Below are 11,755 nucleotides of genomic sequence, written 5' to 3' on the forward strand. Positions count from 1 at the left end.
GGCGGGCCGGGGGGGGCCCCCCCCGACCCCCCGCCGCCCGTTGACCGACCCGCGGGTCAGCCTGAACCCTCCCGCTCAACGTCCGTGAATGTCGCATTGAGGGACTTGAAGTCCCTCAATGCGACATTCACGGCTTTCGGTCGGCGGGTCAGGCCAGGCGCTGGGCCGCCGCGGCGGCGGGACTCGTGGTCAGTTTCTCCAGCAGTCCGATGAGGACGGTGCGCTCCTCCGGCGTCAGCGACGCCGCCCAGGCCTGTTCTCGTGTGTTGTGCGCCTGGTAGGCGTCGGTGACCGCGGTGTGGCCCGCTTCGGTGAGCGCCAGCTCGACCGCGCGGCGGTCGTGGGGGACCTGGGCGCGGGTTACCAGCCCGTCCCGTTCCAGGGTCTTGACCAGCGCCGACACCGCGGCCCGGCTCATCCCGGCGAGCCGGGCCGTGTGCCGGGACTCGAGCGGGCCGGCCAGCCACAACACGAACAGCACCCGGAACCCGCCCCAGCTCAGGCCGCGCGGCCGGTGCACCGTCGACTCCCAGTCGTAGACCAGCGCGCCGGCCAGCCGGTGCAGGGTCAGGCCGAGGCGCATCGCGACCGGGTCGGTCGCGGGCAGCTCGGCTCGCGTCTTCCCGATCGCGTAGTCGACGAACGAGAGGTAGTCCAGGTCGGCCGGTCGGTCGGTCATGCGGCCCACGTTAGGCGATCGAGGGTTCCCCGCGGCGGTTCGGCGGGCTAGCCTGACCCCAGGATAGTCAAACCTTTGACGATCAAGGAGCTCTCGCCGTGACGAAGAAAGCCTTCGCCTCTTCGGCCGACCTGGCGGAGAAAGCGCAAACCCTCGAAGTGCTCGCGGACGGCGTCTACGCGCTGACGGCGGAGGGCGACCCGAACATCGGCGCGATCGAGGGCGAGGACTTCCTCGTCTGCTTCGAGGCGCTGGCCACGCCCGTGGCGGCCCGCGAGTGGCTCGCGAAACTGCGGGAGCACACCGGCAAACCCGTGCGCTACCTGGTGCTGAGCCACTACCACGCGGTGCGCGTGCTCGGCGCGTCGGCGTTCGACGCGGACGTGATCGTCGCGCACGAGAACACCCGTGCCCTGGTCGCCGAGCGCGGCAAGGAGGACTGGGAGAGCGAGTTCGGCCGGATGCCGCGGCTGGCGAAGGGCGCCGAATCGGTGCCGGGGCTGACCTGGCCGACGCTGACCTTCTCCGACCGGCTCACCATCGATCTCGGCGGCGACCGCGGCGACCTCGTGCTGCAGTACTGCGGGCGCGGCCACACCGAAGGCGACCTGGTGGCCTGGCTGCCGCGGCAGAAGATCCTCTACGCCGGCGACCTCGTGGAGGCGGAAGCCGCGCTGTACACCGGTGACGCCTTCCACCGCGACTGGGCGTCGTCCACTTTGGACCGCGTCGCCGCGTTCGGAGCCGAGGTGCTCGTCGGCGGCCGCGGCGGGGTGAGCCGTGGGGCGGCGGCGGTGGAGGCCGCGATCGCGCAGACCCGGCACTTCCTGACCACGATGATCCGCGAGGTCGGCGCGGTCCACGACGCCGGCGGCGCGCTCAAGGAAGCCTTCGAACGGACACGCGCGGCCCTCGAAGGCCAGTACGGGCACTGGCCGATCTTCGAGCACTGCCTGCCCTTCGACGTCTCCCGGCTCTGGGACGAGCTGTCCGGCATCGAGCGGCCGGTGGTGTGGACGGCCGAACGCGACCGCGAAGTCTGGGACCAGCTGCAGGACTGAGCGATGACGGTCGCCGTTCTCGGCAGCGGACCGGTCGGTCAGACGGCCGCGCTGCTGCTCGCGCGCTGGGGCGTGCCGGTGGTGCTCGTCGACGAGCACGAGCGGCGTGATCCCTTGGGGTCCAAGGCCATCTGCCAGCAACGGGACACCCTGGACGTGTGGGCATCGCTCGGCGCGGGGTGCCTGGCCGAGGAAGGCCTCACCTGGACGACCGCGCGGACGTTCCACCGGGACACCGCGCTGTTCTCGCTGAAGCTGCCGGACGGCGGGTCCGCGCTCCCGCCGTTCGTCAACCTGTCCCAGGCCCGCGTCGAAGAAGTCCTGGACGGGTTGATCGCGCGGCAGCCGCTGATCGACGTCCGGCGCGGCCACCGCGTCACCGGCCTGACGCAGCCTGGCTGCGTCGAAATCGACTGCGAGACGCCGGACGGGCCGCGCCGGATCGAGGCGGACTACGCGATCGCCTGCACCGGCGCGCACGGCGACGCGGTGCGGCGGGCCCTCGGGCAGCACCTGGCCGGGGTCTCGTTCCGGGACCTGTTCCTGATCTGCGACATCCGGGCCGACCTGGCGGGCTGGGCGGCGGAGCGCCGCTTCTACTTCGACCCGCCGTGGAACCCCGGGCGGCAGGTGCTGATCCATCCGTGTCCCGGCTCGCAGTTCCGCATCGACTGGCAGGTCCCCGAGGACTACGACCTCGCCGCCGAGGAGTCGGGCGGGGCCCTGGAGGCTCGGATCCGGGCGATCATCGGGCCGGCGCCGTACGAGGTCGTCTGGCGCTCGGTGTACCGGTTCCACACGCGCCTGGTCTCGCGGATGCGGGTCGGGCGGGTGCTGCTGGCCGGGGACTGCGCGCACCTGGTCGCGCCGTTCGGGGCGCGCGGGCTCAACTCGGGCGTCGCGGACGCGGAGAACGCGGCCTGGAAGCTGGCCTGGGTCCTGCGCGGGCACGCGGGGGAGGCGCTGCTGGAGAGCTACCACACCGAGCGGCACGCGGCGGCCGTGGAGAACGCCGAAGTGACGACGGCGACGATGGACTTCCTGGTGCCGCAGGACGAAGAGCGGCGCCGGTACCGCGAGGACGTCCTCACGCGGGCGGCCCACGACCCGGCGGTCCACCCGCGGGTGGATTCGGGACGGCTGGCCGAGCCGTTCTGGTACGCGGACTCGCCGTTGACGACACCGGACCCGCGGCGCCCGTTCACCGGACGGCCGCCGCGCGGCGCGTTGCCGCCGCCCGGCCCGGGGATCCTCCTGCCGGACGTGACCGTCCCGAGTGGACGGTTGCGCGACCTGGCGCGGCAAGGGTTCCTGCTGCTCACGACCCCGGGCGTGGCGGCCTTGGGAATGCGGTCGGCGGAGATCCCGGTGGGCGGCGCGCTGGGCGCGCGGCCGGGCGAGGCCTGGCTGGTCCGCCCGGACGCGTACGTCGCGGCGGTCCTGCCGGAGCCGACCGCGGCGGCGGTGCGGAACGCTCTCTGCCACTGCTTGCCGTGAGTTACTCGACAGCGGATGAATTACTACCTTAAGTTACGGGTCGGAACACGTGCGGGTAGCCTGGGAGGGGACCCGCGGACGCCTGCCGGACCCGGTGGCCGCCGGTGACCGAAGGCGGCCTTCCTGCCGACCGGCTTCGGGAATGTCCAGGTCACGACGTCAAAACGTCTCTTGTTCGCGCGTAGCGTTCCGGGATACATCGACCGTGCGCGCACATATCACCCCCGGGCCGGAAGATCAAGTGGCCTCCGGCCCTGACAAGTCAGGCCGGTTGCCCGGAGTAATGAGCGCCTCCGAGGTCGCACACTCTTCGTAACGGTTCACCAGGGCCGCATCAGCTTCCCACTTCCCGTAACGAACTCCAGGAGATCTCCAATGCGCAAGATCAGCAAGCGATCCGCAGTCGTCCTCGGCGCCGTCGGTCTCACCGTCGTGGCCGGGGTCGCCTACGCGGCCTGGCTCAGCAACGGCGCGGGCTCCGGCTCGGTCACCTCGACCACCTCGATCGAGTCGACCATCGGATCCGCCAGCCTGGGCACGCCCCTCTACCCCGGCGGCGGGACCGACTTCACGGTGACGATCGACAACCCGAACAGCTACCCGATCGTGGTCAACTCGATCAGCGCCGGGTCGTCCGCCCTGGTGAACTCGTGCGCCGCCGGGACCGTCACCAGTGCCGCGGTCACCCCGCTCACCTCGATCGCCGCCGGCGGGACCGGTACCTACACGCTGCACGCGACGATGGCCGCCACCGCCACCGACGCCTGCAAGAGCCAGACCTTCACGCTGCCCCTGACCGCCACGCTCGCCTCGAACGCCTGATGACCCCGGCGGGGCGGCGTTCGCGCCGCCCCGCCCTTCCCCGGAAGGACACCATGTCCAGATGGCGGTTCGGCGTTCCGGCCGGCGCGCTCGTGGTGCTCACATGGCTCGTCGTGGGCCTGTCGGCAGCAGCGCCGGCCGCGAACAGCAACGGCATCAAGCAGTTCACGATCTCCGACGTGCCCGGCCGGGCCACCGCACTGGTGCCCGGCGCGACGGGCACCCGATGGGTGCGGCTCGGCAACGCCGAGAACTTCCCGATCCTCGTCCAGACGCTCGGCACGACCGTCGGCCGGCCCGTCGACGGCGGCGGGCGGCCCGTCCCGGCCTGCCCGGCTTCGTCGGTCAAGGTCGACGCGCTCGCCGCGCCGGTCACGGTCCGCGGCAACGGCACCGCCGACGTCGCCCTCACCACCCACATGGTCCCCGACGCGCCGAACGCGTGCCGCGGCCTCACCTTCCCCCTTACGTACACCGGAACGGCGGTCAAGTCATGAAGAACCCCACCCTGCGCCGCGTGCTCGTGGTCACCACGGCGGTCAGCGCGTCGCTGGGCGGCGGGATCGCCGTCGCGGCGTGGACGAGCTCCGGCTCCGGCGCGGCGACGGCGAAGGCCACCACGGCCAGCGCGCCGACCACCGGCACGGCCTCGGCGATCACCTCGGGTCTGCTCTACCCCGGCGCCACCGGCACCGCCAAGCTCCTGGTCAACAACCCCAATCCCTATCCGGTGGTGGTGACCAGGGTGGCCGCCGGGACCGGGGCACCGACCGGTTCCGGCGGTATCGGCACCTGCACCACGACCGGCGTTTCGTGGCAGGTCCAGACCCCGCAGAGCGCGGTACCCGCCGGCGGGAGCACGACGCTCACCCTGACCGACGCGGTCGCGATGGGGTCCACTGTGGACGACGGCTGTCAGGGCGCGGTGTTCTCGATCCCGGTCGTCGTGACGGTGGCGAGCTCATGAGCCGGATCCTGCTCGCCGCCGGCATGGCCACCGTGGCCTGTGCGCTGGCGATCACCGGCCTGGTCGCGGTCGGCGACGCGAAAGCCGAAGCCGCCTGGCTCAAGACCGGTGCCGGCGCCTCGGCGGCGAAAGCCGTCATGCTGGCCGTCCCCGGCCCGCCGGCCGTGACCGCCAAGAGCTGCACCGGCAGCCCCTACTCGATCTCGCTGAGCTGGAGCTACACCGGCAGCCTGCCGCCACAGTTCGAAATCTACGGCGCGACCAACAAGAACGGGACACCCGCGATCATCGGGACTTCGACGGCCACCGCGGTCACCCTCACCGGCCTGACCGCGAGGCCCGCGGTCCTCAGCGTCCGCGCCTCGGCGGGCAGCTGGCACAGCGTCCGGTCGACGGAGACGGACGGATGCTGACCACCGAGACCGGCGACCGCGGCCTCCCGGGTTTTCTCACCCTGTTTCTCACTCACGACCGGCCGCGGCAGTCCGCTTGGCGGTGGACTCGCGGACCACGAGCGAGGTCGGCACGATCAGCGGCTCCTCCGGCTGGGGCACCCCGCCCAGCCGGGCCAGCAGCCGGCGGGCCGCCGCCTCGCCCATCTCCCGCAGGGGCTGGCGGATCGTCGTGAGCGGTGGCTGGGTGTGCGCGGCCAGGGGGATGTCGTCGAAGCCGATCACGGCGACGTCCGCCGGCACCGCGCGCCCGGCTTTCCGGAGCCCGGCGAGCACCCCCACCGCCATCAGGTCGTTGTGCGCGAAGACCGCGTCGAACTCCGGACCCGTTTCCAGGAGCTGGAGGATCGCGGCTTCGCCGCTTTCGCTCATGAAGTCGCCTTCGATGATCAGCCGCGGGTCGAGCGTCAGGCCGGCGTCGCGCACGGCGTCGTGGAAGCCGTTGAGGCGGTCGCTCGCGCAGCCGAAGTCGCGCGGCCCGGTGACCATGGCGAGCCGGGTGCGGCCGGTGTCCAGCAGGTGCCGGGCCGCGGCCGCGCCGCCCTGCCGGTTGTCCGTGCCCACCGACGGGAACGCGGGACGGCGGCCGCGGTCGTCGATCACCACGACCGGCAGCCCGGAGTCGTGCAGCACGCGCAGGTGCCGCACCGCCTCCGGCGGTTCCACCAGCAGCAGGCCGTCGAACGCCTTCGCCGACACCTTCCGGGAGAACCCGTCCAGCGAGTCGGCGCCCCGGTTGGTCGTGCTCAGCAGCAGGCCGTAGCCCGCCGACTCGACGACGTCGGCGACGCCCTGCAGCACCTCGCCCGTCCACGGCCAGGTCAGCCCCGGCACCAGCATCCCGACCGTGCGGGTCACGCCGCGGGCCAGCCCGACCGCGCCGGCGCTGGGGATGTACCCGGTCGCGGCGATCACCTCGCGCACCCGGACCGCGGTCGCCGCGTCGACATCGGCCTTGTTGTTGAGCACTCTCGACACGGTCGTCTTGCTCACCCGCGCGCGGCGGGCGACCTCGGCGATCGTGACGCGCATCCGTCCTCCCGATCCGGGGATGGCCAGCCCGGTGCTGCCAAGGTACTCGCCCACGGGCCCGTCGTGACCGGTGCGAGATCGATCAAGTCCGGTGGACATTCCCCGCGTCGCCGGTCCGCCACGCCGTCCGGCGACGTCCCGAGCCGGTGTTCCCGCCCGTCGGATGTCCGATGTGGACAGTGCGGGCTCCCGCGCGGTCCGCCGCCTCGCCGTGCTGAGATGACGACGTGATCCTCGACCCGGGTGTGCTGCTCCTGCTCGTGCTCGCCGGTGTCGGCGCCGGCCTGACCGGCGCCATCGCCGGGCTGGCCTCGCTCGTCTCCTACCCCGCCCTGCTCGCCGCCGGCCTGCCGCCGGTGACCGCGAACGTCACCAACACCGTCGCCATGCTCGGCACCACCGCCGGCGCCGCCGCAGGGGCGCGGCCCGAGCTCGCCGGGCAGCGGCCGCGGCTCGTGCCGCTCTGCCTCATCACCACCGCCGGCGGCGCGTGCGGCGGGATCGTGCTCCTGCTGACCCCGGCCGGCGCGTTCACCGTGATCGTGCCGTGGCTGATCGGCGGCGCGTCGCTGGTGCTGATCGCGGGCCCGCGGCTGCGGCGGCTGGCCGAAGGCGCCGAGCACCACGGCCTGCGCCCGGCGACCGGCGTCGCCGCGTTCTTCATCGGCGGCTATGGCGGCTACTTCGGCGCCGCCGCCGGCGTGCTCATGCTCGCCCTGCTGGTGTCGGTGTGGAGCCAGCCGCTGGCCCGGACGAACGCGGCGAAGAACCTGGTCACCGGCTCGGCGAACCTCCTCGCCGCGATCGTCTTCTCGGTCACCGGCAAGGTCGTCTGGCCGGCCGCGCTCGCCGTCTGCCTCGGCTCACTCGGCGGCGCGTGGCTCGGATCGACGCTCGTGCGCCACCTGCCGGCGACCCCGTTGCGGCTCGGGATCGGCGTCGCCGGGCTGGGTCTGGCGGCCGTGCTCGGCTGGCAGGCTTTCGCGGCTTGAAGCGAGTTCCACCGCCCCGTTGGCTGACGGCAGCCCCGTCAACGGGCATGATCGGCGGGGTATCGGCGAGCAGGAGACCCAGATGAGCATTGTCGGAACCAGGGTGGTCCGCCAGGAGGATCAGAATCTGATCACCGCGGGCGGCACCTACGTGGACGATCTGCGGGATGAAGCGCTGTCCGGCGCCGCGCACGCGATGTTCGTGCGAAGTCCGATCGCGCACGCGCGGATCGGCGGCATCGACGTGAGCGAGGCGAAGGCGGCACCGGGAGTGCTGGGCGTGTTCACCGCCGCGGACCTCGGGCTGGACCCGCACCCGGCGGGGCCGGTCCTCGAATCGTGGCTGGCCGACGACGTGGTGCGCTACGTCGGCGAACCCGTCGCGCTGGTCCTCACCGAAGAGCGCTACCAGCTGGCCGACGCGGCCGAGCTGGTCGACATCGACTACGAGCCCTTGGCCGCGGTCGCGACCATCGACGCCGCGCTGGCGGGCGAGACGCTGCTGTTCCCGGCGACCGGCAGCAACATCGTGCAGGTCAACGGCGCGGCGGAGTTCGACGACGCGATCTTCGAAGGCTGCGACGTCGTCGTCTCGCAGACCATCGTCAACCAGCGCGTCGCGCCCGCGCCGCTGGAGGTGCGCGGCGCCTCGTGCGCGTGGGGCGACGACGGCAGGCTGACGGTCTGGCTGTCCACACAGAACGCCCAGATCGCCCGGATGCAGCTGGCCGCGAGCCTCGGTGTCGGCGAAGAGTCCGTGCGCGTGATCGCGCCGGACGTCGGCGGCGGGTTCGGCGCGAAGATCGGCGCGGACCCCGAAGTGACCGTGCTCGGCTGGGCCGCCAAGCGGCTCGGGCGGGCGGTGCGCTGGGTCGAGTCGCGCAGCGAGAACCTGACGGCGATGACGCACGGCCGCGCGCAGCAGAACACGGTGACCATCGGCGGCAAGCGCGACGGCACCGTCCTCGCGTACCGCCTCGACGTCATCCAGGACACGGGCGCGTACCCGCGAGTCCTGTTCCTGCCGACGCTCACCGAGCTGATGGCCGTCGGCGTCTACCGGTTCCCCAAGGTGGAGACGCGCAGCCGCGCGGTGGTCACGAACACCACGCCGGTCGCGGCCTACCGCGGCGCGGGCCGCCCGGAGGCGACGGCAGCGGTCGAGCGGGCGATGGACATGTTCGCCGCGGAAGCCGGGCTGGACCCGGCCGAGGTGCGCCGGATCAACTTCATCCGGCCCGACGAGTTCCCGTACCAGACCCCGACCGGCGCGTCCTACGACACCGGCGAATACGCGGCGGCGCTGGACAAGGCCCTCGACGCCGCGGGATATGCCGGCCTGCGGGCCGAGCAGCGACGGCGGCGGGAGGCGGGCGACCCGGTCGAGCTGGGCCTCGGGATCGCTTCCTACGTCGAGATCACCGGTGGCGACGGCGGTGGCGAGAGCGGCCGCGTCGACATCCATCCCGACGGCTCGGTCGTCGCCTGGACCGGCAGCTCGCCGCACGGGCAGGGGCTCGGCACGTCGCTGGCGATGCTCCTGTCCGACCAGCTCGGCGTGCCGCTGGACAAGATCACCGTCCGCCACGGCGACACCGACGAGGTGCCGAAGGCGATCGGCACGTTCGGCTCCCGGTCGCTGCAGCTGGGCGGCTCGGCGATCCGGCAGGCGGCCGACGAGGTGATCGCGCAGGCCCGCGAGCTGGCGGCCGACCTGCTGGAAGCCGCGCCGGACGACCTCGAGCTCGACGCCGGACGCGGCGTCTGGCAGGTCCGCGGCGCGCCGTCGAGCACCGTGCTCAGCTGGGCTCAGGTCGCCGAAACCGCCGGCGAGGGCAAACTCTCGGCCGACGTCTGGTTCGGCGGCGGCGCGCCGACGTTCCCGTTCGGCGCGCACCTCGCGGTGGTCGAGGTCGACACCGAGACCGGCAAGGTCGAGCTGTGCCGGATCGTCGCCGTCGACGACGCCGGCCCGATCGTCAACCCGCTGACCTTCCGCGGGCAGCGCCACGGCGGCCTCGGGCAGGGCGCGGCGCAGGCCCTGATGGAGGTCGTCACCTACGACGAAGACGGCAACCCGACGACCGCGACACTGGCGGACTACTCGTTCGTCACCGCCGCCGAGCTGCCGGACTTCGAGCTCGTCGACATGGCCACCCCGACCGACCGGAACCTGCTGGGCGTCAAGGGAATCGGCGAGGCGGCGACGATCGGCTCGACGCCGGCGGTGCACAACGCCGTGATCGACGCGCTGAGCACGCGCGGCGTCACGCACCTGGACATGCCCACGACGCCGATCCGCGTCTGGGCCGCACTGGAAAAGGCTAAGGAGAACCAGCGGTGAAGGTCTCGATCGAGGTCAACGGGCGGCCGGTGGCCGAGGAGGTGCCGGACCGGACGCTCCTGGTGCACTTCCTGCGCGACACCGCCGGGCTCACCGGCACGAACATCGGCTGCGACACGACGTCGTGCGGCGCCTGCACGGTGCTGCTCGACGGCGAGTCCGTCAAGTCGTGCACGGTGCTGGCCGCACAGGCCGACGGGCACGCCGTCACCACCGTCGAAGGACTGTCGGACGGCACGGAAGACGGGCTGCACCCGGTGCAGCGGGCGTTCCGCGAGCAGCACGGCCTGCAGTGCGGGTTCTGCACGCCGGGGATGATCATGGCGTCGGTGTCGCTGCTGGCCGACAACCCGAAGCCCACCCGCGACGAGGTGCGGGCCGGGCTCGAGGGCAACCTGTGCCGCTGCACGGGCTACCACAACATCGTCAGCGCCGTGATCGACGCGTCGGGTCAGGAAGTGGACGGATGATCCCCGCCGAGTTCCGCTACCAGCGGGTGTCCACTGTGGACGAGGCGCTGGCCACGCTCGCCGAGCACGGCGACGACGCGAAGGTGCTGGCCGGCGGGCATTCCCTGCTGCCGCTGATGAAGCTGCGGCTGGCCGCGCCGGAGTACCTGGTGGACATCGGCCCGCTCGACGAGCTCCGGTACGTCCGGCTCGACGGCGAAGACGTCGTGATCGGCGCGCTGTCCCGCTACAGCGACCTGGAGCGCGACCCGGTGCTGCGCGAGCACGCGCCGCTGCTGGCGCACATCGCGGGCGAGGTCGGCGACCGGCAGGTCCGCCACCGCGGCACGCTCGGCGGCTCGCTGGTGCACGCGGACTCCGCGGCGGACCTGCCCGCGGCGGTGCTGGCCTCGGACGCCGTGCTGGTCGCGCGCGGTCCGTCGGGCGAGCGGCGGATCCCGGCGGCGGAGTTCTTCCTCGGCCCGTTCACGACACCGCTGGAGCCGGACGAACTGCTCACCGAGGTCCGGGTCCCTCGCCAGACCGGCGCCGGGTGGGGTTTCGAGAAGTTCACCCGCCGCGCGATCGACTGGGCGATGGTCGGGGTGGCCGTCGTCGGCGGCCGCGTCGGCCTGGTCAACATGGGCGGCGTGCCGCTGCGGGCGTCGGCCACGGAGGCCGCGCTGGCCTCGGGCGCGTCGATCGCCGAGGCGGCTGCCCTGGCGGCGGACGGGACGAACCCGCCGGACGAGCCGCACGCCACCGCGGAGTACCGCCGCCACCTGGCCCGGGTGCTCACCCGCCGGGGACTGACCACGGCGGCCGGCCGGGCTTGACCGGCCGTGAGGGGCACTCTCCCAAGGGTGCCCCTCACGGCTCCTTCGGACCAGCCGTGGGTCCGCCGGTGATCGCGACGGCCGATTTCCGCCAGCGCCGGGTATTCCGCCGACGGCAGGATCGACGTCGTGAAGACGGAAACCCTTGCGCACACGGCCATCGAGCCCGGCATCCTCTACTTCGGCACCCCGGTGGTCCTCATCTCGAGCACCAACGAAGACGGTTCGGCGAACCTGGCCCCGATGTCGTCGGCGTTCTGGCTCGGCTGGCGCGCGATGCTCGGGCTCGGCGCGCGCTCCAAGACCACCCAGAACGTCCTGCGGACCCGTGAGTGCGTGCTCAACCTGCCTTCGGACGCGCTCGCCGGTGCTGTCGACCGGCTGGCCCTGACCACCGGGTCGGACCCGGTGCCGCCCGGCAAGGAGAAGCGTGGGTACTTCCACGTCGCGGAGAAGTTCGAGCGGGCCGGGCTGACGCCGGTGCCTTCGGAGACCGTGGCGCCGCCGCGGGTCGCCGAGTGCCCGGTGGCGATGGAGGCAGTCGTCGAAGCCGTGCATCCGGTTGCGGACGAGGACCCGCGGCAGCGCGGCGGGATCGTGGCGATCGAGGTTCGGGTGCAGCGG

General features: G+C 72.8%; 13 protein-coding genes. 11 read left to right on the forward strand and 2 right to left on the reverse strand.

The window, feature by feature from the left end:
- Nucleotides 1-148 precede the first annotated feature (148 nt).
- A complete protein-coding gene (locus AB0M82_RS43280) occupies nt 149-679 on the reverse strand; it encodes a MarR family transcriptional regulator (protein ID WP_364735196.1) in 531 nt (176 codons plus the stop codon).
- 98 nt (nt 680-777) lie between these two features.
- Between AB0M82_RS43280 and AB0M82_RS43285 the strand changes: the two genes are divergently transcribed.
- From AB0M82_RS43285 to AB0M82_RS43310, 6 genes are all read left to right on the forward strand, one after another.
- The gene (locus tag AB0M82_RS43285) at nt 778-1,740 is read left to right on the forward strand and encodes an MBL fold metallo-hydrolase (protein WP_364735198.1); all 963 of its coding nucleotides are present in this window, start codon (nt 778-780) and stop codon (nt 1,738-1,740) included.
- 3 nt (nt 1,741-1,743) lie between these two features.
- Nucleotides 1,744-3,237, forward strand: coding sequence for an FAD-dependent monooxygenase (locus AB0M82_RS43290; protein WP_364735200.1), 1,494 nt, complete (start codon nt 1,744-1,746; stop codon nt 3,235-3,237).
- 375 nt (nt 3,238-3,612) lie between these two features.
- Nucleotides 3,613-4,059, forward strand: coding sequence for a hypothetical protein (locus AB0M82_RS43295; RefSeq protein ID WP_364735202.1), 447 nt, complete (start codon nt 3,613-3,615; stop codon nt 4,057-4,059).
- A gap of 53 nt (nt 4,060-4,112) precedes the next feature.
- Nucleotides 4,113-4,556 (forward strand): hypothetical protein, encoded by a 444-nt coding sequence (locus tag AB0M82_RS43300; RefSeq protein WP_364735204.1) that lies wholly within the window; start codon nt 4,113-4,115, stop codon nt 4,554-4,556.
- Nucleotides 4,553-5,026: a hypothetical protein gene (locus AB0M82_RS43305; protein ID WP_364735206.1), complete on the forward strand. Its 474-nt coding sequence runs from the start codon at nt 4,553-4,555 to the stop codon at nt 5,024-5,026. The genes AB0M82_RS43300 and AB0M82_RS43305 overlap by 4 nt, the downstream gene beginning before the upstream one ends.
- Nucleotides 5,023-5,439: a hypothetical protein gene (locus AB0M82_RS43310; RefSeq protein WP_364735208.1), complete on the forward strand. Its 417-nt coding sequence runs from the start codon at nt 5,023-5,025 to the stop codon at nt 5,437-5,439. Before AB0M82_RS43305 ends, AB0M82_RS43310 begins: the two co-directional genes overlap by 4 nt.
- 48 nt (nt 5,440-5,487) lie before the next feature.
- Here the strand turns inward: AB0M82_RS43310 and AB0M82_RS43315 are convergent, their stop codons facing one another.
- Nucleotides 5,488-6,564: a LacI family DNA-binding transcriptional regulator gene (locus tag AB0M82_RS43315; RefSeq protein WP_364735210.1), complete on the reverse strand. Its 1,077-nt coding sequence runs from the start codon at nt 6,562-6,564 to the stop codon at nt 5,488-5,490.
- A gap of 173 nt (nt 6,565-6,737) precedes the next feature.
- On the opposite strand from AB0M82_RS43315, the gene AB0M82_RS43320 reads away from it, so the two are divergent.
- The 5 genes from AB0M82_RS43320 to AB0M82_RS43340 form a co-directional block, all read left to right on the forward strand.
- Entirely contained in the window at nt 6,738-7,502 is a 765-nt protein-coding gene (locus tag AB0M82_RS43320) for a sulfite exporter TauE/SafE family protein (RefSeq protein WP_364735212.1), read from the forward strand.
- Nucleotides 7,503-7,584: 82 nt separating this feature from the next.
- On the forward strand, nt 7,585-9,846 hold the full coding sequence (locus AB0M82_RS43325; protein ID WP_364735214.1) for a xanthine dehydrogenase family protein molybdopterin-binding subunit: 2,262 nt from the start codon (nt 7,585-7,587) through the stop codon (nt 9,844-9,846).
- Nucleotides 9,843-10,316, forward strand: coding sequence for a (2Fe-2S)-binding protein (locus AB0M82_RS43330; RefSeq protein ID WP_364735216.1), 474 nt, complete (start codon nt 9,843-9,845; stop codon nt 10,314-10,316). The genes AB0M82_RS43325 and AB0M82_RS43330 overlap by 4 nt, the downstream gene beginning before the upstream one ends.
- Nucleotides 10,313-11,131: a xanthine dehydrogenase family protein subunit M gene (locus tag AB0M82_RS43335; protein WP_364735218.1), complete on the forward strand. Its 819-nt coding sequence runs from the start codon at nt 10,313-10,315 to the stop codon at nt 11,129-11,131. Before AB0M82_RS43330 ends, AB0M82_RS43335 begins: the two co-directional genes overlap by 4 nt.
- 129 nt (nt 11,132-11,260) lie before the next feature.
- Nucleotides 11,261-11,755 (forward strand): flavin reductase family protein (locus AB0M82_RS43340; protein WP_364735220.1); only part of this gene is annotated, 495 nt, incomplete at its 3' end.

Origin of the sequence: Amycolatopsis sp. NPDC051128, assembly GCF_040682715.1 — a bacterium.
Taxonomy (GTDB): Bacteria; Actinomycetota; Actinomycetes; order Mycobacteriales; family Pseudonocardiaceae; genus Amycolatopsis.